The following is a 20,957-nucleotide window of genomic DNA, read 5'->3' as shown; positions in this document are numbered from 1 at the left end:
ATCCACGCCATGCGTGGATGCCGCGATGCATGAGTTTGCCGGCCAGCGGCCGGCACTACCAGGTTGGTGGGCCCGCGTCGGGCCCTGTGCTTACTCCATCCCCAGCTTCTTCAGCTTGTAACGCAGCGCGCGGAAGGTAATGCCGAGCTGCGCGGCGGTGCGGGTCTTGTTCCAGCGGTTTTCTTCCAGCGCGCGCTGGATGGCGCTGCGTTCGAGCTGTTCGATGTACGAGGGCAGGGCGGCGCTGCCGGGCTGCAGGTCCACCACGGCTTCGGCGTGTGCTGCGCTGCCGGGCGTGCGCGGGGCATGCTGCGGCAGGCGCAGGTCGTCGGCGCCGATGCGGTCTTCTTCGGCCAGGGCCAGCGCGCGTTCCAGGATGTTCTCCAGTTCGCGCACGTTGCCGGGGAAGGCGTACTGGGCCAGTGCATCCAATGCCGACGGCGCCAGCAACGGCGTCGGGCGGCCGTGGCTGCGGGCCAGCCGTGCCAGCACCGACGCGGCCAGTTCCGGCAGGTCCTGGCGACGCTCGCGCAGCGGCGGCACCCTCAGCTCAATCACGTTGATGCGGTAGTAGAGGTCGTGGCGGAAGCGCCCGTCCTCGACCAGCTCGGCCAGGTCCTTGTGGGTGGCCGAGAGGATGCGCACGTCCACCGGCTCTTCGTTGGCGGCGCCGACCGCGCGCACCGACTTTTCCTGGATCGCGCGCAGCAGCTTCACCTGCATCTGCAGGGGCAGCTCGGCCACTTCGTCCAGGAACAGGGTGCCGCCATGCGCGGCCTGGAACAGCCCGGGCTTGTCGGCGTGGGCGCCGCTGAAGCTGCCCTTGCGGTGGCCGAAGAATTCGCTCTCCATCAGCTCGCCGGGAATGGCACCGCAGTTGACCGGTACGAACGGGCCGGCCGCGCGGGCGCCCTGGGCGTGGATGGTGCGTGCGACCAGTTCCTTGCCCACGCCGGATTCACCGAGGATGTAGACCGGCGCCTGGCTGCGCGCGACCTTGCCGATGGTGGTGCGCAGCACGTCCATGGCCGGCGAGTCGCCGAGCAGTCGCGCCCCTTGTTCGGCGGCAGGGCCGGGCACGGGCCGCTCGGTGTTGTTGAGTTCCAGCGCGTGCTTGACCAGGCCACGCAGCACGGCGATGTCCACCGGCTTGCTGACGAAATCGAAGGCGCCGGCCTTCAGCGCTTCCACCGCCAGGTCCATGCTGCCAAAGGCAGTGATCATCGCCACCGGCGTGCGCGGGTAGTGCTGGGCGATCTCGCTGACCAGCTCGATACCGTTGCCGTCCGGCAGGCGCATGTCGGTGATGCACAGGTCGTACGGATTGCTGGCCAGCAGTTCGCGCGCTTCGGCAAGGTTGGCTGCGGTACTGATGCGCAGCCCCATGCGGCCGAGCGTCAGTACCAGCAGTTCGCGGATGTCGCGTTCGTCGTCGACGACGAGGGCGCTGCGGGTTTCGTTCATGGGCGTGAAAGATAAACGAGGGGGCTGGAAGCGACAAATGTTTGACGCACAGAATGGAGATCAGGTGGGCAACAGCGTATGCGGGCCGGGCAACACCAGGCGGAAGCAGGAGCCGCCGGCGGGCACCGGGATGTAGTCCAGCCGTGCCTGGTTGGCCCGGCACAGCTCGCGGGCGATGTACAGACCCAGCCCGGTGCCGTGCTCGGACGTGGTGAAGAACGGCCGGAACAACTGCGCGGCCACGCTCTCGGGAATGCCGGGGCCACGATCCATCACGTCGATGACCGCACTGCGCTCGTGCTGCGCCACGCGCAGGCGCACCCGCGCCGGTTGCTGGCCGATGCGGCCATACTTGAGCGCGTTGTGCACCAGCACGGTCAGCACCTGGTAGAGGTGCTTGCTGTCGACCTGGGCCAGCACCGAGGTGTCGTTGATGATCGGCTCGATGCTGTCGGTTTCCAGCGTCTGCCCCTGCTTGTACTCCAGCACGAAGCGGCGCACGAAGGCGGCCAGGTCGACGTTTTCGGGCGTGGCGCGCTCGCGCCGGGCCAGGCCCAGCACGCTTTCGACGATGCCGTTGGTGCGCTGGCACTGCTGGCGGATGATCTGCAGCAGGCGGCGATCGCTTTCGTTGAAGCCGGTGCCTTCCTCCAGCAGCTGCACCGCGTAGTTGATCGCGGCCAGCGGGTTGCGGATCTCGTGGGCGAGGCTGGCCGAGAAGCGTCCCATTGCTGACAGGGTGAGCGATTCGGCACGGCGCGAGACCACGCTGGAGTCGTCCAGGAACACCAGGGCCAGCTCGCTGCCGGCCAGCAGGCGCGCAAAGCGGGGCTGCACTTCGGGCTGGTCGGGGTTGAGCTGCAGCGGCAGTTCGTCCTGGGCCCAGCCGTTGCGCCAGCGCTGCAGGCGACGGGCCAGTTCCGGGGCGGCGCTGGCCAGGTCCAGGCGGCCGCTTTCGCCGCTGCCGTCGCTGTCACCGAGCAGCATCGAGGCGGCCTCGTTGGCCAGGGTGACGCGGTTGTCGGCGTCGACCACCAGCACGCCGGTACGCATGCGGCGGATGATCAGCTCGTTGATCTGGAACAGGTTGGCCACTTCATCGCCGCGCTGGTTGGCCAGCTGCTGGTTGCGGCGCGCGCGGCTGCCGACCTGGTAACTGATGAAGGCCAGCGCCAGGTAGCTGGTGGCGAACATCGCCAGTTCGGCCAGGGTACGGGTGGGGTCGCCACCTTCCAGCAGCTTCCAAGTGTATTCCACGCCGGTGGCGAGGCTGGCGGCCAGGGCCAGGCCCAGGCCCAGGCTGAGCGGCAGCAGGGTGGCGGCAGCGGCGATGTTGAACAGCAGCGACATCGAAATGCCGGCGCTGGCACCGGGCAGGGCATGCGACAACAGGGTGGCGGCGACGATGTCCACCAGCACGCCGCTGACCACGATCGGGCGCAGCCAGCGTTCGTTGCGGCCGATCACCAGGGCCAGCAGCGACAGCGCCAGGTAGATCGCCGCGACGGTGTCGGCCAGCCGCGGGTGGTGCGCTTCGCCGACCATGGCCGACAGCGGGCTGTAGAGCAGGGCGGCGATGACCGAGGCGATCAGCACCCGGTACAGCGCGAAGAAATACAGCTCACGCCGCGGAATCGATTCGATGCGGTCGATCAATGAAGCACTGGGTGACACGCCGGAACTCCCCTTCTGGCTGCCTGGGTCTGGAATCTGCGGCGGGCCTGCCCGGCGTCCCCTGAGGCCGGGCGGTACGTCGCTTCGATGTGGCTTGCGGTGGAAGCCGTCGAGCACCCCCGACGCTACACACCCTGGTTGACCAGTATAGGGCCGCCGGCAGGCGCCCGCCGGTGCGGCCCGGATCGCGCATTTGGCCTGGGATGGATACCGCTGGCCAGCCGGCCCCCGGGCGCAACTGCCTGAATGACGGCGGAAATCTGGCCGGGTCTGGCGTTTTGTACAGACTTCTTTGCGCCCCGGCGCCGGCTCGGCCACAATAGTGGGCCCGCCGCGGTCCGTGCCGGTGCCTCTTTGAGGGGGCCCTGAGGAATTGCGTGCGGTCGTTCCTATTCCCACGGTGACGCATGAATTTCCACGAATACCAGGCAAAACAACTGCTTGCCGAATACGGCATCCCGGTCCCGGCCGGCAAGGTCGCGGCGACCCCGGACGAGGCGGTTGAAGTCGCCCAGTCGCTGGGCCAGGGCCCCTGGATGGTCAAGGCGCAGATCCACGCTGGCGGCCGCGGCAAGGCTGGCGGCGTCAAGTTCTGCAAGACCGTCGACGACGTGAAGGCCGCAGCGGCCAAGATGCTCGGCACCAAGATGGCCACCTACCAGACCGCCGGCGTCGAGCTGCCGATCAACCTGGTGCTGGTGACCACCGCCGGTGAGATCGTCAAGGAGCTGTACCTGTCGGTCCTGGTGGATCGCGGCACCCGCACCATCAGCTACATCGCCTCTTCCGAAGGCGGCATGGAAATCGAGCAGGTCGCTGCCGAGACCCCGGACAAGATCCACACCCTGAACGTGGACTTCGTCGAGGGCGTGCAGGGTTACCACGGCCGTGACATCGGCTTCAAGATGGGCCTGACCGCCAAGCAGGCCGGCCAGTTCGCCAACATCATGGTGAACCTGTACCGCATCTTCAACGAGAAGGACCTGGCGCTGGTTGAGATCAACCCGCTGGCGATCCTGGACGATGGCAACCTGTACGCGCTGGACGGCAAGTTCAACAGCGACGACAACGCCAACTTCCGCCACAAGGAACTGGTCGCGATGCGCGACAAGTCCCAGGAAGATGAAACCGAAGTGACCGCTTCGGAGCTGGACATCAACTACGTCACCATGGACGGCAACATCGGCTGCATGGTGAACGGTGCCGGCCTGGCCATGGCCACCATGGACGTCATCAAGCTCAACGGCGGCGAGCCGGCGAACTTCCTGGACGTGGGCGGCGGTGCGAACAAGCAGCGCGTCATCGAAGCGTTCAAGCTGATCCTGTCCTCGGACAAGGTTGAAGGCATCTTCGTCAACATCTTCGGCGGCATCGTCCGCTGCGACATGATTGCCGAAGGCATCATCGCCGCCGTGAAGGAAGTGGGCGTCAAGGTTCCGGTCGTGGTGCGCCTGGAAGGCACCAACGTGGAAGAGGGCAAGCAGCTGCTGCGTGACAGCGGCATGGCCATCATCCCGGCTGACAACATCAACGACGGCGCCAAGAAGGTCGTTGAAGCGGTCAAGAACGCCGCCTGATCCACGACACCGAAGGAAATTCCCATGTCTGTTTTGATTAACAAGAACACCAAGGTGATCGTGCAGGGCTTCACCGGCCAGCAGGGCACCTTCCACGCCACTCAGATGATCGAGTACGGCACCCAGGTTGTTGGCGGCGTGACCCCGGGCAAGGGTGGCACCACCCACATCGACCTGCCGGTCTTCAACACCGTTGCCGACGCCGTGCAGAGCACCGGCGCCAACGCTTCGGTCATCTACGTGCCGCCGCCGTTCGCGGCCGACGCGATCCTGGAAGCTGCGGCTGCCGGCATCAAGGTCATCGTCTGCATCACCGAAGGCATCCCGGTGCTGGACATGCTGCGCGTGAAGAACGTGCTGACCCGTTCCTACCCGGACACCGTGCTGATCGGGCCGAACTGCCCGGGCGTCATCACGCCGGGCGAGTGCAAGATCGGCATCATGCCGGGCCACATCCACAAGCCGGGCAAGATCGGCATCGTGTCGCGTTCGGGCACCCTGACCTATGAAGCGGTCAAGCAGACCACCGAGGTCGGCCTGGGCCAGTCCACCTGCATCGGCATCGGCGGTGACCCGATCAACGGCCTGAATTTCGTCGACTGCCTGAAGCTGTTCAACGAAGACCCGCAGACCGAAGGCATCATCATGGTCGGCGAAATCGGCGGTGACGCAGAAGAAGCCGGCGCCGAGTACATCAAGAACCATGTGAAGAAGCCGGTCGTCGGTTTCATCGCCGGTGCGTCGGCTCCGGCCGGCAAGCGCATGGGCCACGCGGGCGCGATCGCCTCGGGCGGCAAGGGCACCGCGGAAGGCAAGTTCGCCGCGATGGAAGCCGCTGGCGTGGTCACCGTCCGTTCGCCGGGCGACCTGGGCGCTGCCATCGCCAAGCTGGTGAAATAAGATCGGCTGCCTCGCGCAGACGATGCTGTAGAGCCGGCCGCTGGCCGGCTGCCTGAAACAGAAGGGCCGCCTTTGGGCGGCCTTTCTGCGTCTGGCGCCCTGACGGTTCCGGTAACCCCATCCACGCATGGCGTACTGAGCCGGGGCTGTCCACGCAGTGAACGCCCCCGGCGCGCGCACGGCGCGGCGTTACAATGGAAGCATTGCAACCACAGGCTGGATTCCCATGGCTTCGATTCGCATCGCGATGGCGCAGTTCGACTTCCCGGTCGGCGACGTCGCCGGCAACACCGAGCGCATCATCGAGATGATCGGCCAGGCGCGCGATGAGTACGGCGCCGAGCTGGTGATGTTCCCCGAGCTGGCGGTGAGCGGCTACCCGCCGGAGGACCTGCTGCTGCGCCCGGGTTTCCTGTACGAGTGCGAGCAGGCGTTGACCCGCATCGCCACCGCCTGCCGTGGCATCACCGCCGTGGTCGGCTGGCCACAGGCGGCTGGCGCGGTGGTCTACAACGCTGCCAGCGTACTGCGTGACGGCCTGGTCGAGCAGACCTACCGCAAGCGCGAACTGCCCAACTACGCGGTCTTCGACGAGCGCCGCTACTTCGACGTCGATCCGGATGGTGGCAGCTGCGTGTTCGAGGTCAATGGCATTCCGGTCGGCCTGCTGATCTGCGAGGACCTGTGGTTTGCCGAGCCGCTGGCCGACACCATGCGCGCGGGTGCGCAGCTGGTGGTGGTGCCGAATGCTTCGCCCTACGAGCGTGGCAAGCACGCCCAGCGCGACGCCGTACTGGCCGCGCGTACCCGCGAGAGCGGGGCGGCCATCGCTTACCTCAACGTGGTGGGCGGCCAGGATGCGCTGGTGTTCGACGGTGCTTCGGTGGTGGCGGATGGTGATGGCACGGTGCACCCGGCCGCTGCTGCCTTCGTCGACCAGTGGCTGGTGGTGGAGTATGACGGTGAGACCCGCCGCTTCATGCCGCATGTGTGGATGGACGACGGCGACGAGAGCATGGACGCGCTGGCCTGGCGCGCGGTGACCCGTGGCATCCAGGACTACTGCCGCAAGAACGGTTTCAGGAAGGTGTGGCTGGGCCTGTCCGGTGGCATCGACTCGGCCCTGGTGCTGGCATTGGCCGTGGATGCGATGGGCGCGGAGAACGTGACCGCCGTGCGCCTGCCGTCGCGCTACACCGCCGGCCTGTCCAACGACCTGGCCGCCGAGCAGTGCCGGGCACTGGGGGTGAAGCTTGAGGCTGTGTCGATCGAGCCGGCGTTCAAGGGCCTGATGGAATCGCTGGCGCCGATGTTCGAAGGCACCGCGCCGGACGTGACCGAAGAGAACCTGCAGTCGCGCAGCCGCGGCGTGATCCTGATGGCGCTTGCCAACAAGTTCGGCGGCCTGCTGCTGACCACCGGCAACAAGAGCGAGTACGCGGTCGGCTACGCCACCATCTACGGCGACATGTGCGGTGGCTACGCGCCGCTGAAGGACCTGTACAAGACCGAAGTGTTCGGCCTGTCCAAGTGGCGCAATACCGTGGGCGGCGCACCGGTGATCCCGCCGGCGGTGATCAGCCGCCCGCCGTCGGCCGAGCTGCGCGAGAACCAGCTGGACCAGGACTCGCTGCCGGCCTATGACGTGCTGGACGGCATCCTGTACCGCTACATCGACCAGGAGCAGTCGCGCGGCGAGATCGTGGCCGCCGGCTACGACGCAGCCGTGGTCGACCGCGTGCTGCGCCTGGTGCGCATCAGCGAGTGGAAGCGGCACCAGGCCGCGCCGGGGCCGAAGGTCTCGCGCCGCGCGTTCGGCCGCGAGCGGCGCTACCCGATCAGCAACGGCTACAAGGGCTGAGGCAGCGCTTGGCGGGTCGTGCCGGCCGCTGGCCGGCAACCCGTTGGCCCCTCTCCGGTGGGGGCGGATCTTGGTCCGCACGATGGTCGAAGATCATCCTCGCTTGGCGTGGATCTACCGGACTCCGTCGAGCAACTGTTCGAGGCCGGCGGTTTCCGCAGCGTCGTTGAAGGGATCGTCCCCCAGTCGCGCACGTACGAACCCCAGGCCATCGGCGGCGGCTGCGTCCAGCGTGCCCCGGTGGTCGACGGGGTAGCGCCGGAACGCGACCGGCTCGCCTCGCAGGGCCAGGCCAGCGGCGTACAGCAGGGTGGTCAGGTAGGGCACATCGCGGTCCTGGCTGCCATGGCCCAACATCAGCGGTTGGCTGAAGCCGCGGCGCGGTACGCCGAGATAGTCGTACAGCACCGCCCAGATGCCCGGCACGCTGGCCAGCGGTGCAGTGAACATGCTGCCGGTGTCGGCGCCGTCCAGCGTGGTGGCCAGTTCGCCCAGGCACTGCTCGCGTGCCACGGCCACACGGGCGCGGCCGGCGTCGCTGAGGACGCGGTCGATCTGTGGCGCGACCTGCAGCAGGCCATCGAGCAGATACGCGTGATACGCGTTGAGCGCGCCAGGATTGGCCGTGCGGTTGTCCGGCTTCATCACCAGCGCGGTCAGTTCGACTGCGGTGGGCGTGCCGGTGGTGAAGCTGCCGCGGTACTGCAGCGACGGTCCACCATAGGTGGGGGCGATGTGGCCCGCCGTGAGCGCGGCGGCACCGCCCTGCGAATGGCCGACCGAGACCCAGCGTGGCGACAGCGTCCCGTTGCCGAGGTACTGGCGGCTGGCCTTGATCATGTCGATGGCGTTGCGCGCGGCAGTGCGCACATGCAGATAGGCATGGTCGCCTGAGCTTCCGAGGCCCTGATAATCCGCGGCGACCACTGCATAGCCCTGTGCCAGGAACCGATCGAGGAAGCGCCCGTCGCGTTCGGGTTGATAGGGGCCGGAGACCGAGGGCGCACAACGATCCGCAATGCCCTGGGTGCCATGCGCCCACGACACCACCGGCCAACCGCCGATGGGCGGCGTGCCGGCGGGCAGGTACAGCAGGCCGGTGCCTTCGGCCAGCTGCCCGCGGTGATCAGGAGTGCGGTAGTGCAGTTTGTAGGCCTGGGCGGCCTTGGACGGCACCCATGACGCGCGATAGGTGGCAGCAGACAGCAGATCGCCCGGTGCGGGTGAGGCAGCCGCCACGGAGCCCGAGGACAGCGCCAGCAGGGCAGTGGCGAGGATGCAGGCGAGCGGGTGGAAACGGCGGGGCGGTGGGGTCATGGGGCGCTCCTTCACGGCCGGGATGGCCGTTGCACCGCAGTGTGGATGGCCTCGCCTACGCCGATCGGGACCGGCGTCGCATCCGCCGGGGATTCGTAGAATTCCTAGTGTCGTGGTCCATGGGCGCACGAACCCTCCACGCATGGCGTGGATCTGCCGACAAAGAAAAGGCCCCTTTCGGGGCCTTCTTTTACTTCTTTTCCAGTCGCGCGTTGCGCTGGCCGGTGCTGGCGGACTTCTCGCCGGCGAACGGGTTCAGCTTGCGGATCATCCACGGGTACTTCGGCCACTTGCCTTCCAGCCACGGGTGATCCGGCTGGTTCAGCTGCAGGACGCGGCGGGCGTCGTCGGCCAGGGTCTTGTTGCCCAGGTGGGTGTAGGAATCGGCCAGCACGGCCACGGCGTCGTACTGGAAGGCGCTCTGCGGGTAGGTCTCCAGCAGGTAGTTGGCGCGGCCGACGGCTGACACCCAGGCGCCGCGGCGCATGTAGTACAGGGCGTTGTCCAGCTCGTGCTGGGCGAACACGTCACGCAGCTCCAGCATGCGCTGGCGCGCATCGGCGGCGTAGCGGCTGTTCGGGTAACGATCAACCACGATGTTGAAGTCCGAGTACGCCTGGTGCGGCGTGGACAGGTCGCGGCGGCTGGCATCCAGCGACCATACGCGGCGCAGGAAAACCGTACTGCGGTTGGAGTTGGCCAGGCCGCGCAGGTAGTACAGATAGGCAATGTTGCGGTGGGTCGGGTAGGTACGGATGAAGCGGTCGATGCTGGACACCGCGTCATCGTGCTTGCCGGCCTTGTACTGCGCGTAGGCGGTTTCGATCATCGCCTGCTCGGTGTACGGACCGTACGGATACTGGGCCACCAGACGGCGGAAGCTGGCTTCGGCGCCGCTCCAGTTGCCGCCCTGCATCAGCTTGTGGCTTTTCTCGTACAGCTGTTCGACCGGCACGCCTTCATCGGGGCGATCACCCTTCTTGGCGCCGCGATGGCAGCCGGTTGCGGCGATGACCAGCACCAGCAGCAGGGCGGTGAGGCGGACGGGCGCGGAGAGCATGGCGGAGCGTCGGATCATGGGGTCGAGGCGGGACGCGGCTGGAATACGAAGGGTCGATGATAGCCTAGTGTCCTGTCCAGCGACTGAAACCGGCCGCCGGGACCCCAAAATTTCAAAGAACGCCCCCTGCCATGTCTGAACAACCCTCTGAATCGGCCCGCCAGGCCATCGTCCCCGACACCGCCGCCGGCCGCCGTTTCGACGCGGTCGTGGCCGAACTGTTCCCCGAATACTCGCGCTCGCGGTTGACCGAGTGGATCAAGGCCGGTGAGGTCCTGCTGGACGGTGCCCAGGTGCGCCCGCGTGATCCGCTGCGTGGCGGCGAGGTGGTGACCCTCAACGCGGTGCTGGAAACCCAGACCGACGCCCAGCCGGAGGACATCCCGCTGGACGTGCTGTTCGAGGACGAGCACCTGCTGGTGATCAACAAGCCGGTGGGCCTGGTGGTCCATCCGGGTGCCGGCAACCACAGCGGCACCCTGGTCAACGCGCTGCTGTTCCGCGATCCGTCGGTGGCGGTGCTGCCGCGCGCCGGCATCGTGCATCGCCTGGACAAGGACACCAGCGGCGTGATGGTGGTGGCCAAGACCCTGGAAGCGCAGACCGCGCTGGTCGAGCAGCTGGCGGCACGTGACGTGCACCGTCAGTACCTGGCCATCGTGATGGGCGCACTGGTGGCCGGTGGTACTGCCGATGCCCCGATCGACCGCCACCCGCGCGACCGCCTGAAGATGGCGGTGCGCGAGGACGGCAAGGAGGCGGTGACCCACTACCGCCTGCGCGAGCGCTTCCGGGCACACACCGCGCTGGAGTGCCGCCTGGAAACCGGCCGTACCCACCAGATCCGCGTGCACATGGCGCACGTGCGCCATCCGATCATCGGCGACCCGCTGTATGGCGGCGCGCTGAAGCTGCCCAAGGGCGCCAGCGACGAGCTGGTGGCCGCGCTGCGCGGCTTCAAGCGCCAGGCCCTGCACGCCGAGACCCTGGAGTTCACGCACCCGATCACCGGTGAACCGGTGCGCAACACCGCGCCGGTGCCGGAGGACATGCTGCACCTGCTGAAGGTGCTGCGCGAAGACAGCGAAGCCTTCGCCGCCCGCGAGCGGGACCGCTGGTGATGGTGGCCGCGCTGCCGTTGCTGCAGGCCGACTGGCCGGCGCCCGAAGGCGTCCATGCGCTGACCACGCGCCGGCACGGTGCGGGCATCTCGCCGGCGCCGTTCGCGCAGTTCAACCTGGGCAACCGGCACGCGGCCGATGGTGATACCCCGGCCAACGTGGAGCACAACCGCCAGCTGCTGCAGCAGGGGTTGGCACTGCCCTCGGCACCGCACTGGCTGCGCCAGGTGCACAGCAGCACCGTGCTGCGCTTCGATGCACCGCCGGTGCCCGGCGCGAGCGAGCCGGTGGCCGACGCGGCGGTAACCTCGGTGCCGGGCGTGGTGCTGGCGATCCTGACCGCCGACTGCCTGCCGGTGGTGTTCGCCGCCGCCGACGGCAGCGAGGTGGGCGCGGCCCATGCCGGCTGGCGGGGGCTGGCGGACGGCATGCTGGAGGCCACGGTGGCCGCCCTGCAGACGCCGCCGGCGCAGCTGCGGGCCTGGCTGGGCCCGGCCGCCGGGCCGTCCGACTATGAGATCGGCGAGGAGGTCTATCACGCCTTCGTCGGCCATGATCCCGCTGCTGAGGGGGCGTTCGTCGTGACCCGTCCCGGACACTGGAAGGTGGACCTGTTCGCTCTGGCGCGGCAGCGCCTGCAGTCTGCGGGAATGGACCCGGCACAGGTGTATGGCGGCACGGTGTCGACGATGGCCGACCCGGACCTGTATTCGCATCGGCGCGATCGTCGCACCGGGCGCATGGCGACCCTGGCCTGGATCGCGCCCTGACTGCGCCGCTGTTCGCGCGTGTGCTGGGGCCGGCCTTCGTCACCCTGGCAGGACCGGTGCAGGCGCTGCATGCCGCGCCGTTGCCGCGCCGCTACGCAGGGCAGGCCTGCATCGTGAGGGGGCGGCACTGGCTGGTGCCGCTGCTGGCTGCGTTGGCGCGGTTGCCACAGGACGGTGACGCGCTGCCCACCGAGGTGGCGTTCAACCGCTACCGGCAGGGCGAGCAGTGGGCGCGGCGGTTCGGGCGCTGGCCAATGGTGTCGCGGCTGTGGGCGCACGACGGGCATCTGCGCGAGCAGCTGGGCGCGGTGCGCTTCGAGTTCGCGCTGCAGGCCCGCGACGGTGGTATCGACTGGTCGGTGCGCCGGGTCTGGGCGTTCGGGCTGCTGCCGCTGCCGACGCGTTGGTTCGGCGGTGTGCGCTGCCGTGAAGCCTGGCAGGGCGAGCGCTACACTTTCCTGGTCGATGTGACGCTGCCCTGGGCCGGAGCCCTGATCCGCTATGAAGGTTGGCTCGAACCGCGGTGACGCTGCCGCCGAGGCTGGCAGCGCGGTGATCGTGTTCGATGGCGTGTGCGCACTGTGCAATCGCTGGGTGCGGTTCCTGCTGCGTTTCGACCGCAGGGGGCGCTACCGCTTTGCAGCGATGCAGGGGCAGAAGGGCAGCGCGATGCTGCGCGCGCACGGGCTGGATCCGCAGGACCCGATGTCGTTCCTGCTGCTGGACGCACAGGGTGCCTGGACCGATACCGATGCGATCCTGCGCGTACTTGCGGGGCTGGGCGGCGCCTGGCGCCTGGCCGGCGTGCTGCGGCTCGTGCCGCGCGGCTGGCGTGATGCGGCGTATCGCGCGCTGGCACGCAACCGCTACCGCTGGTTCGGTCGGCATGACACCTGCCATCTACCCGCACCGGAACAGGCCGCGCGGTTCCTGGATTGACGAAAGAGGGGACGGAGGGAATTAAGTCGTTTGTGCGCAAACGACTTAATCCCCTCCGTCCCCTTTTTCTTCAGCCTTCGAGTGCGTCGAGGTAGCTGCGGCGCCAGTGGTTGATGTCGTAGGTGCGCAGATGTTCCATCATCGCGTGCCAGCGTTCCTTGCGCCTGCTCAGCGACATCGTCGCTGCGGTGGCGATCGCATCGGCCACGCCGTCGAGGTCGTGCGGGTTCACCAGCAGTGCCTGCTTCAGTTCGTCGGCGGCGCCGGCCAACAGTGACAGCACCAGCACGCCGGGATCCTCCGGGTCCTGCGAGGCCACGTATTCCTTGGCCACCAGGTTCATGCCATCGCGCAGCGGCGTGACCAGCCCGACCGCCGCCGCTCGGTAGAAGCCGGTGAGCGTGGCATGGGTGAAGTTCTGGTTGACGTAGCGCAGCGGCGTCCAGTCCGGCTCGGCGTGGCCACCGTTGATGTGGCCGGCGATCTGTTCCAGTTGGCTGCGCAGCTGCCGGTACTCGGTGACATCGCCGCGCGAGACCGGCGCGATCTGCAGGTAGGTGAGCGAGCCGCGCTGGTCGGGGTGGCGCTGCAGGTAGCGCTCGAAGCCGAGGAAGCGTTCGGGCAGGCCCTTGGAGTAGTCCAGGCGATCCACGCCGATCGCCAGCTGGCGGTCCCGCAGGCTGCTGCGCAGGTTCTTCACTGCGGTCTTGGTCGCGGCGGTGCCGGCCTGGCGCGCGATCAGTTCGGTGTCGATGCCGATCGGGAAGGCCGCCGCGCGGAATCGGCGCCCACCGGGCGCTTCCAGCTCACCGTTGTCGAGCACGCGGCCACCACCGAACAGGCGCAGGTAGGTCTGGAAGCGATCGGCATCGCGCTGGGTCTGGAAGCCGACCAGGTCGTAGGCGTACAGCGCGGAGAACAACCGCAGATGATCGGGCATGGCCTGCAGCAGGTCGGCCGACGGCATCGGGATGTGCAGGAAGAAACCGATGCGGCAGCCGATGCCGCGCTCGCGCAGCAGTGCGCCGAGCGGGATCAGGTGGTAGTCGTGGATCCAGACGATGTCGTCCTCGCGCAGCAATGGCGCGAGCTTGTCGGCGAACAGCGCATTGACCTTGTGGTAGGTCTCGCGGGTGCCGCGGTCGTAGTCGACCAGGTCCAGCCGGAAGTGCAGCAGTGGCCACAGCGTGCGGTTGGCGAAACCATTGTAGTAGCCATCGACTTCGCGCTTGCTCAGGTCCATGGTGACGTAGTCGATGTCACCGTCCTTCTGCCGGTGCAGCGTGCCGCTGCCTTCCTTCACGGTCTTGCCGCTCCAGCCGAACCACAGCCCGCCGCGCTCCTTCAGGGCGGCCAGCAGGCCGACCGCCAGGCCGCCTGCGCGGTTCTCGCCGGGCACGGCCACACGATTTGATACCACGACCAGACGACTCACGATGCCTCCTGCCAGGACCGTGACAGGCGCATCGCGGCGGTGATCAGGCCGACATGCGAATAGGTCTGCGGGAAGTTGCCCCAGGCCTCGCCGGTGTCGAAGGCCAGATCCTCCGACAGCAGGCCCAGGTGATTGCGCTGCCTCAGCAGCAGTTCGAACATCTCGCGCGCCTCGTCCAGGCGCCCGATCGCCGCCAGTGCATCGATGTACCAGAACGTGCAGATGGTGAAGCTGGTTTCCGGTTCACCGAAGTCATCCGGAGCGACATAGCGGTAGAGCGAATTGCCATGCTTGAGGTCACGGCCGATGGCTTCGACGGTGGCGATGAAGCGGGCGTCCATCGCGTCGATGAAGCCGATGTCGGCCAGCAGCAGCAGCGAGGCGTCCAGGCGATGGCCACCGAAGGTATCGGTGAAGTGGCCCAGCTCTTCGCTCCAGGATTCGGCCATGATGCGCGCGTGGATGGTGTCGGCACGTGTGCGCCAGTAGTGGGCGCGGTCGTCGCGCTTCAGCCGCACGGCGATCTTGCACAGGCGGTCGCAGGCGGCCCAGCACATCGCGCTGGTGTAGGTGTGTACCTCGGTGCGGCCGCGGAACTCCCACAGGCCGGCATCGGGTACGTCGTGCAGGGCGAAGGCCTGCTCGCCGAGGGGTTCGAGGCGGGCGAAGGTGTGCGCATCACCCGGGTCCTGCAGGCGCCGGTCGAAGAACAGCTGCGTGGACGCCAGCACGACGCTACCGTAGACATCGTGCTGGCGCTGCACCCAGGCCAGATTGCCGCGTCGTACCGGGCCCATGCCGCGGTAGCCGGACAGGCTGGGGACCTCATCCTCGTCCAGCTTGGCTTCGAAGCCGATGCCGTACAGCGGTTGCAGCGTACCGTCGGTGGTGGCCAGGTTGAAGATGTAGCCGAGGAACTGTTCCATCGTGCGCGTGGCGCCGAGGCGGTTCAATGCACGCACCACGAACGCGGCATCACGCAGCCAGCAGTAGCGGTAATCCCAGTTGCGCACGCTGCCGGGGGCTTCAGGAATGGAGGTGGTCATCGCCGCGATGATCGCGCCGCTGTCCTCGTACTGGCACAGCTTCAGCGTGATCGCACTGCGGATCACCGCGTCCTGCCATTCCAGGGGAATGGACAGGTAGCGCACCCATTCGCGCCAGTAATCGCGGGTACGCTGGAAGGCCTCCTGCACATAGCCGCTGATCGAACGGTTGAGCGATTCATCCACGCCCAGGATCAGGTGGATGGGATGGTTGAGCACGAACGGCAGGCCGTCGCGCACGAAGCGCACCGGCACGTCGGTGGTCAGCCGCAGCACGTGTTCGGGCAGCACCCAGCGCACATGGTTGCTGCCCCAGGTGGATTCCGGAACGCGCGCGCCCCAGTCCGCCAGCGGGCGTGCGCGTACGGTGATGCGCGGGCTGCCAGCCAGCGGACGCACCTGGCGGATCAGGCTGACCGGGCGGTAGAAACGGTCGTTCTGGCGCCAGCGTGGGGCGAAGTCGAGGATTTCCAGTTCGCCGCCGTGCGCGTCGCGCAGCACGGTGCGCAGGATCGCCGTGTTGGTCAGGTATTCCTGCTCGCTGCTGGCGAAGTCTTCCAGCTCGATGGCGAAGTCGCCACCGGTCTGCTGGCTGGGGCCGAGCAGCGCACAGAAGGTAGGGTCGCCGTCGAAGGTGGGCAGGCAGCTCCAGACAACGCGGGCACGTTTGTCGACCAGGGCGCCGAAGCTGCCGTTGCCGACCACGCCCAGATCAAGATCGGGTTGGGTCATCACGCGGTACATCTCGGTTGCGGCCGTAGGGGTTGGCCGGGTCAATAGGCATTCTCACGCAGCCAGGCGTGCACGCTGCGTATGTCGGGCAGCGCGAACACCGCCGCGCTGGGTTCACGTTCACCCACCAGCACGCTCCAGCCATGCTGGCCGTTGGCGGCATCGAAGCCGAACTCATCGGTCAGGTCATCGCCGAGGAACACTGGCAGGCGACCGCGGAAGGGCAGGTACTGCATCATCCGAAGCACCGCACGGCCCTTGTCGGTGCCGACGGGCACGAACTCGACCACATGGTCGCCGGGCTGCAGGCGGTAGCTGGCACGGCCCCGCACGTGGCGGTCGGCGAAGGCGCGGACGTCCCTGGCTGCATGCGGCGCGCCGCGCCAGTGCAGAGCCAGGCCGACACCCTTGTCTTCCACCAGCACGCCGGGATGGCCGTGGGCGAAGCGCATCGCCTGCTGGTGCAGTGCGTGCAGCCATTCGGCGGTGTCGTCGTCGTGTTCGTCGCGCAGTACGCGGCCATCCTGCCCACGCAGTTCATGGCCATGCAGGCCCGCAGCAGGCAGTTGCAGCGGAGCGAACAGTTGATCCAGCTGTTCGAGCGGGCGACCACTGACCAGTGCCACGGCACCTTCCAGGCGGTCGCTGATGCGGCCGATGGCTTCGCGCACATCCGGCAGCAGCTGCACGGCATCCGGGCGTGCAGCGAATTCGATCAGGGTGCCGTCGACATCGAGGAACAACGCGCAGGCGTCATCCAGCAATGGCGGCGGCGGACGCAGGGGGAGCGGTTCAGCCATGAAGCCCAGCTTGCCAGCGTGGGCGTGTACGTGGGGTCGAGGGCAGGCTACGGATCGGGGTAGTGCCGGCCAACGGTCGGCACCCACCCAGAGCGATCACCTCCGGTGGGTGCCGACCGTTGGTCGGCACGAAGGGGAGGCTTGCATGGAACCCGGGCAGTGCGGACCAACGGTCCGCACCCACCGGGAGTGATTGGTCCAATGCAATCAGAACGTATAGCGGACGCGGCCGTAGTAGTACGCACCGTTGCTGCCGATCGGCGACAGCACGTCGTAGGGCAGGTTGCCGAAGTAGTGGATATCGCTGTTGGATCGATCCGGATAGTTGTCGGTCAGGTTCTGCCCGCCGATGGCCACGCTCCACTGCGGGGTGATGCGGTATTCGACTTCCGCATCCAGCTGCCACTCGGCCTGGTAGGTCTGGCGCGGGATGTAGCCGTCTCCGAAGTTGAACACACGGGTGGCGCTGCCATAACGGTTCACGCGGGTGCTCAGCGACCAATGGTCGTTGCTCCATGCGGCCGAGAAACTGCCACGTGTACGCGGTGTGGCATCGGTCAGCGTGTTGGTCTCTTCAATCCCGAACAGCACATAATCCGGGTCCAGCGCCTGCAGCTGGGCCGGCGTGGCCAGCACGTTCTTCAGCGTGGTCTTGGTATATGCATAGGTGCCGGTCAGCAGCAGCTGGCCATCGCCCAGCGACTGGCGCCAGTTGCTCACCAGCTCGGCGCCACGGGTGCGGGTGTCGGCGGCGTTGACGAAGAAGCTGGCACTCTGCAGGCCGCTGACGCCGTAGTTGGCGGCCACGTAGTCGGTCAGCGCATCGCCGGTGATGCTCTCCGACAGCGCGATGCGGTCATCGATGTCGATCTGGAAGAAGTCCAGCGACAGGTCGAAATGCTCGCCGATGCGGCTGGTGAAACCGAGCGAGGTGTTCAGCGACTTCTCTGGCTTCAGGTTCTGTGCCCCCAGGCCGCGTGCGATCGGATTGTTGACCGACAGCAGGCGGCCCTGCACCAGCTGGCCAGCTGCGTTGTAGCCGGTGGAGGTGGACTCGTAGCCGATCTGTGCCAGCGACGGCGCGCGGAAGTTGTTGGAGATCGCGCCGCGCAGCGCGAACGCCGGGGTGAACTCATAGCGCAGGCCGAGCTTGCCGGTCAGTTCGCCGCCGAAGTCGTCGTTGTGCTCGTAGCGCGCGGCCAGATCAGTGGAAAACTTCTCGCCGAACTGGCTGGACAGGCTGGCATAGGCGCTGGCCACATCGCGCGACAGGCGCGCCGCATCCTGCGGGGTCAGGCCGCCACCGGCCTGCGAACCGGTCGGGCGGTCGGTGTACGGGCCGGCGGCATAGCTGGCCGGGTCGCCAGGGCGGGTCTGGTAGCGCTCGTGGCGTGCTTCCACGCCCAGGCCCAGGGTGTGGCTGATGCTGTCGTTCTGGGTGAACACGCGACTCAGATCGAGGTTGCCCACGGTCTGCGCATATTCGTAATCGGCGGTCTTGAAGCGGGTCGGGCTGGTCGGGCCCAGCGAGGCGTTGAGCGAATCACGCAGGCGATAGGTGAAGTCATTCTGGCCGTAGTCCAGGCTGCCGTCGTAGCTCCATTCGCCCCACTGCCCGCGCACGCCGGCCACGGCCTGCACGTCGCGGTTCTCACCTTCGGAGATCGGCCGGTAGCCATTCGGATAGACCTGCTTCCAGTTGGCATCGCCATCGGGATAGCGGAAGTAGTTCGCGCCTTCGGTGTCACGCTGGTTGAAGGTACCGAACGCGTAGAACGTCGAGGTCTGGCCCACCGGAATCTCGGTGTTCAGCCACAGGTTGATGTCCTTGCTCTTGCCATCACCCAGGACATAGTTGCGCTTGCCCCGCAGTGCCAGGTTGCCCGGGGTCTGGTCCCACGGCGGAATCTGGTCGAAGCCGGCGCGGTTGGTGCCGTTGCGGTGCTTGTATTCCAGGCCGACGCGCAGGAAGCCACCGTCTTCGCCCAGCGAGGTGCCGACCTTGGCGCTGATGTTGCCGGTCTGGCCATCGGTGAGGGTGCGGCCGATCGGCTTGAGGTCGGTGTGGTTGGCACCGTAGCTCGCCTCGATCTCGCCGCCGTCACCGCCGTTGTCGAGGATCACGTTGATCACGCCGGCCACGGCGTCCGAGCCGTACAGCGCACCGGCGCCATCGCGCAGCACTTCAATGCGCTTGATCGCACTGACCGGAATCGAATTGAAATCGACCGGGGTGGTGCCCTTGCCGATCTTGCTGTCGGTGTTGACCAGCGCGGTGTGGTGGCGGCGCTTGCCGTTGACCAGCACCAGCACCTGGTCCGGCGACAGGCCACGCAGCTGCGCGGCGCGCACATGGTCGGCGCCACCGGAGTTGGACTGGCGCGGGAAGTTGAACGACGGCAGCAGCGCCTGCAGCGCGCTGCCCAGCTCACCGTTGACCACGCCGGCCTTGCGGATGTCCTCGGCGGTGAGCACATCCACCGGCGAGGTGGATTCGAGCACGGTGCGGTCGGCGGCACGGGTGCCGGTGACGATCACCGTATCCAGGTTGGTGGCGTCCTGGGCCAGGGCCGGGGCGGCGGCGGAGGAAAGCGCGAGGGCGATGGCGAGGCCGAGCGGCGACGCGGGCAGGCGGGCGGACATGGGGACTCCAGCAACAACGACGACGGGGGAAGGGGAGATGGTTTCACTTACATCCATCCGGATGAAGCGATATATTATCATCGCGTGATGACCGGTGCGGATGCAAGCCCCTGCCGGTCCGGCATGAGCTGATGCCCGGTTGGCATCAGCACGCCGGGCCGGTGGCGCGGTACGCTGCCGGCTCGCCTTGTCCCCCTTCCCCGGAGCTGTACCGATGAAACACCTTGGCCTCGTCTTCGCCGTGCTGTTGGCCACCAGCGGCTGCGCCAGCCTCTCATCGCAGGCGCCCAGCGCCTATGCCACGGCCACTACCGCCGAACTGAAGGGCGACGCCGCGCGCCCGTCTTCCGCGCACGGCTGGGTGCGCAGCGAGCTGTACTTCGGCGTGGGCGAGGAGCAGGGCGCCGGCAACCGCCCGCAGGCCGACACCATCAGCGAGGCGCAGTGGCGCGCGTTCCTGGACAAGGAAGTGACCCCGCGCTTCCCGGATGGCCTGACAGTGTTCGATGCCTATGGCCAGTGGCTGTTCCGCGGCGATGGCGCGCCCAACCGCCTGCGCACCAAGGTGCTGGTAGTGCTGCATGAGGACACCCCGCAGCGCCGCGCCGATATCGAAGCGATCCGCCTGGCGTGGAAGCAGCAGACCAGGCATCAGTCGGTGCTGTGGTCGCGGCAGCCGGTCGAGGTATCGTTCTGAGTTGAAGGTGCCGCCGCGGTGCCGCAGGGAGCAACGATGAACTACAGGGAATGCCTGCTGGGCCTGGTGTTGGCCGGCGCGCTGGCACCGACGGCGCAGGCGGAGGACGAGGGCGAAACGCTACGCTTCCAGGTGGGCGCGCATGTGCAGGCGCATGCCGATCCCCTGCAGGACGGCAGCATTGCCGTGCAGCTGTCACCGTCGGGCAAGCGGCAGACGCTGGCCGGCGCGGCGGATGCCGACGGCCATTCGCGCTGGTCGCTCGAAGATGTCGATTTCGATGGTTACCCGGAGCTGGTTGCACGCGCCCCGGTCGGCATGGTCAACGAAGCGGTGGCGGTGTACCGGTTCGATCCCGCCAGTGCCGGGTTCCGCGCGCTGCGGGCTGAAACCCACGGCAGGGAGAGCTGCGGCGAGCTGATGGGCCTGATGGTCGACCACCTGAGCCGCACCCTGACCAGTAGCTGCCGCAGCGGCCCGATGTGGTACACCGACCAGTATCGCTTTGCAGGTGCGACACTCTATCTGTACCGCGCCGAGAGCGTGCTGATGCTGGGCGATACGGTGAACGCCGCGCTGCAGTGGGAACAACGCGAAGAGAACGGGCCGTTGGCGGTCTGGCGCACCTATGATCCCGCCGGCCGTGTGTTGGAAAGTGCCATTGCCGATGGCCTGGGCGCACCGCCGGATGGACCGTTGCGCGGCCAGCAGGCCACCGTGGCATCCGCGCGGCTGTTCCTGTTCGACCGGCCTGGTGCGTCCAGCACCAAGCGTTACCTGGTGCAGGGCGATCGGGTGGAACTGCTGGATGAACAGAACGGCTGGGTGAAGCTGCGCTATCGCAGCCCGAAGCACGGCGACGTGCTGGGCTGGATCAACGTCAACGACTAGAAAGGGGACGGAGGGAATTAAGTCGCTTGC

The 20,957-nt window shown here is 67.5% G+C and carries 17 protein-coding genes; 9 read left to right on the top strand and 8 right to left on the bottom strand.

The window, feature by feature from the left end:
- Positions 1 to 90: 90 nt before the first annotated feature.
- Together ACSDHM_RS14450 and ACSDHM_RS14445 are read right to left on the bottom strand one after the other, a co-directional pair.
- Positions 91 to 1,464, bottom strand: a complete 1,374-nt coding sequence (locus ACSDHM_RS14450) for a sigma-54-dependent transcriptional regulator (RefSeq protein WP_072167645.1) — start codon at positions 1,462 to 1,464, stop codon at positions 91 to 93.
- A gap of 60 nt (positions 1,465 to 1,524) precedes the next feature.
- Positions 1,525 to 3,138 carry a sensor histidine kinase gene (locus ACSDHM_RS14445; RefSeq protein ID WP_088497229.1) on the bottom strand — a complete coding sequence of 538 codons (1,614 nt, stop codon included), beginning with the start codon at positions 3,136 to 3,138 and terminating at the stop codon, positions 1,525 to 1,527.
- Positions 3,139 to 3,545: 407 nt separating this feature from the next.
- On the opposite strand from ACSDHM_RS14445, the gene sucC reads away from it, so the two are divergent.
- From sucC to ACSDHM_RS14430, 3 genes are all read left to right on the top strand, one after another.
- Positions 3,546 to 4,715 carry an ADP-forming succinate--CoA ligase subunit beta gene (gene sucC, locus ACSDHM_RS14440; RefSeq protein WP_005418614.1) on the top strand — a complete coding sequence of 390 codons (1,170 nt, stop codon included), beginning with the start codon at positions 3,546 to 3,548 and terminating at the stop codon, positions 4,713 to 4,715.
- A gap of 24 nt (positions 4,716 to 4,739) precedes the next feature.
- Complete coding sequence (sucD, locus tag ACSDHM_RS14435; protein ID WP_005418610.1) at positions 4,740 to 5,615, top strand: succinate--CoA ligase subunit alpha; 876 nt, start codon at positions 4,740 to 4,742, stop codon at positions 5,613 to 5,615.
- A 226-nt stretch (positions 5,616 to 5,841) separates the two neighbouring features.
- Positions 5,842 to 7,476, top strand: a complete 1,635-nt coding sequence (locus tag ACSDHM_RS14430) for an NAD+ synthase (RefSeq protein ID WP_065178926.1) — start codon at positions 5,842 to 5,844, stop codon at positions 7,474 to 7,476.
- 114 nt (positions 7,477 to 7,590) lie between these two features.
- Here the strand turns inward: ACSDHM_RS14430 and ACSDHM_RS14425 are convergent, their stop codons facing one another.
- Together ACSDHM_RS14425 and ACSDHM_RS14420 are read right to left on the bottom strand one after the other, a co-directional pair.
- Positions 7,591 to 8,793, bottom strand: a complete 1,203-nt coding sequence (locus ACSDHM_RS14425) for a lipase family protein (RefSeq protein WP_439426345.1) — start codon at positions 8,791 to 8,793, stop codon at positions 7,591 to 7,593.
- A gap of 190 nt (positions 8,794 to 8,983) precedes the next feature.
- Positions 8,984 to 9,871, bottom strand: coding sequence for an outer membrane protein assembly factor BamD (locus ACSDHM_RS14420; RefSeq protein WP_032960726.1), 888 nt, complete (start codon positions 9,869 to 9,871; stop codon positions 8,984 to 8,986).
- 113 nt (positions 9,872 to 9,984) lie between these two features.
- Between ACSDHM_RS14420 and rluD the strand changes: the two genes are divergently transcribed.
- From rluD to ACSDHM_RS14400, 4 genes are read left to right on the top strand one after another with little or no spacing between them, the layout of a single operon-like run.
- On the top strand, positions 9,985 to 10,974 hold the full coding sequence (gene rluD / locus ACSDHM_RS14415; protein ID WP_080376926.1) for a 23S rRNA pseudouridine(1911/1915/1917) synthase RluD: 990 nt from the start codon (positions 9,985 to 9,987) through the stop codon (positions 10,972 to 10,974).
- Positions 10,974 to 11,744 (top strand): peptidoglycan editing factor PgeF, encoded by a 771-nt coding sequence (pgeF, locus tag ACSDHM_RS14410; RefSeq protein ID WP_227837958.1) that lies wholly within the window; start codon positions 10,974 to 10,976, stop codon positions 11,742 to 11,744. Before rluD ends, pgeF begins: the two co-directional genes overlap by 1 nt.
- Positions 11,745 to 11,764: 20 nt before the next feature.
- On the top strand, positions 11,765 to 12,271 hold the full coding sequence (locus ACSDHM_RS14405) for a DUF4166 domain-containing protein (protein ID WP_227837960.1): 507 nt from the start codon (positions 11,765 to 11,767) through the stop codon (positions 12,269 to 12,271).
- Entirely contained in the window at positions 12,246 to 12,683 is a 438-nt protein-coding gene (locus tag ACSDHM_RS14400) for a thiol-disulfide oxidoreductase DCC family protein (protein ID WP_072167650.1), read from the top strand. The genes ACSDHM_RS14405 and ACSDHM_RS14400 overlap by 26 nt, the downstream gene beginning before the upstream one ends.
- A gap of 70 nt (positions 12,684 to 12,753) precedes the next feature.
- Here the strand turns inward: ACSDHM_RS14400 and otsA are convergent, their stop codons facing one another.
- The 4 genes from otsA to ACSDHM_RS14380 form a co-directional block, all read right to left on the bottom strand.
- On the bottom strand, positions 12,754 to 14,118 hold the full coding sequence (gene otsA / locus ACSDHM_RS14395) for an alpha,alpha-trehalose-phosphate synthase (UDP-forming) (RefSeq protein WP_061480565.1): 1,365 nt from the start codon (positions 14,116 to 14,118) through the stop codon (positions 12,754 to 12,756).
- Complete coding sequence (locus tag ACSDHM_RS14390) at positions 14,115 to 15,896, bottom strand: glycoside hydrolase family 15 protein (RefSeq protein WP_072167689.1); 1,782 nt, start codon at positions 15,894 to 15,896, stop codon at positions 14,115 to 14,117. The genes otsA and ACSDHM_RS14390 overlap by 4 nt, the downstream gene beginning before the upstream one ends.
- Before the next feature lie 41 nt (positions 15,897 to 15,937).
- The gene (gene otsB, locus ACSDHM_RS14385) at positions 15,938 to 16,696 is read right to left on the bottom strand and encodes a trehalose-phosphatase (protein WP_061480563.1); all 759 of its coding nucleotides are present in this window, start codon (positions 16,694 to 16,696) and stop codon (positions 15,938 to 15,940) included.
- Positions 16,697 to 16,903: 207 nt separating this feature from the next.
- Entirely contained in the window at positions 16,904 to 19,339 is a 2,436-nt protein-coding gene (locus ACSDHM_RS14380; protein ID WP_088497232.1) for a TonB-dependent receptor plug domain-containing protein, read from the bottom strand.
- A 214-nt stretch (positions 19,340 to 19,553) separates the two neighbouring features.
- On the opposite strand from ACSDHM_RS14380, the gene ACSDHM_RS14375 reads away from it, so the two are divergent.
- Positions 19,554 to 20,036, top strand: a complete 483-nt coding sequence (locus ACSDHM_RS14375) for a DUF3574 domain-containing protein (protein ID WP_439426344.1) — start codon at positions 19,554 to 19,556, stop codon at positions 20,034 to 20,036.
- 36 nt (positions 20,037 to 20,072) lie between these two features.
- The gene (locus tag ACSDHM_RS14370; protein WP_072167653.1) at positions 20,073 to 20,927 is read left to right on the top strand and encodes an SH3 domain-containing protein; all 855 of its coding nucleotides are present in this window, start codon (positions 20,073 to 20,075) and stop codon (positions 20,925 to 20,927) included.
- The last annotated feature ends 30 nt before the right edge of the window (positions 20,928 to 20,957 follow it).

The sequence above is a fragment of the Stenotrophomonas sp. T8 genome, from assembly GCF_051853085.1.
Lineage (GTDB): Bacteria > Pseudomonadota > Gammaproteobacteria > Xanthomonadales > Xanthomonadaceae > Stenotrophomonas > Stenotrophomonas sepilia.
The sequence above is the reverse complement of the archived record's forward strand: the minus strand, read 5'-3'. Positions and strand labels throughout refer to the sequence as shown.

Coding starts and splice junctions, on each gene's coding strand:
- ACSDHM_RS14450 (WP_072167645.1), bottom strand. CDS start 1,464: ATGAACGAAACCCGCAGCGCCCTCGTCGTCGACGACGAACGCGACATC.
- sucC (WP_005418614.1), top strand. CDS start 3,546: ATGAATTTCCACGAATACCAGGCAAAACAACTGCTTGCCGAATACGGC.
- sucD (WP_005418610.1), top strand. CDS start 4,740: ATGTCTGTTTTGATTAACAAGAACACCAAGGTGATCGTGCAGGGCTTC.
- ACSDHM_RS14430 (WP_065178926.1), top strand. CDS start 5,842: ATGGCTTCGATTCGCATCGCGATGGCGCAGTTCGACTTCCCGGTCGGC.
- ACSDHM_RS14425 (WP_439426345.1), bottom strand. CDS start 8,793: ATGACCCCACCGCCCCGCCGTTTCCACCCGCTCGCCTGCATCCTCGCC.
- ACSDHM_RS14420 (WP_032960726.1), bottom strand. CDS start 9,871: ATGATCCGACGCTCCGCCATGCTCTCCGCGCCCGTCCGCCTCACCGCC.
- rluD (WP_080376926.1), top strand. CDS start 9,985: ATGTCTGAACAACCCTCTGAATCGGCCCGCCAGGCCATCGTCCCCGAC.
- pgeF (WP_227837958.1), top strand. CDS start 10,974: ATGGTGGCCGCGCTGCCGTTGCTGCAGGCCGACTGGCCGGCGCCCGAA.
- ACSDHM_RS14400 (WP_072167650.1), top strand. CDS start 12,246: ATGAAGGTTGGCTCGAACCGCGGTGACGCTGCCGCCGAGGCTGGCAGC.
- ACSDHM_RS14390 (WP_072167689.1), bottom strand. CDS start 15,896: ATGACCCAACCCGATCTTGATCTGGGCGTGGTCGGCAACGGCAGCTTC.
- otsB (WP_061480563.1), bottom strand. CDS start 16,696: ATGGCTGAACCGCTCCCCCTGCGTCCGCCGCCGCCATTGCTGGATGAC.
- ACSDHM_RS14380 (WP_088497232.1), bottom strand. CDS start 19,339: ATGTCCGCCCGCCTGCCCGCGTCGCCGCTCGGCCTCGCCATCGCCCTC.
- ACSDHM_RS14375 (WP_439426344.1), top strand. CDS start 19,554: ATGAAACACCTTGGCCTCGTCTTCGCCGTGCTGTTGGCCACCAGCGGC.
- ACSDHM_RS14370 (WP_072167653.1), top strand. CDS start 20,073: ATGAACTACAGGGAATGCCTGCTGGGCCTGGTGTTGGCCGGCGCGCTG.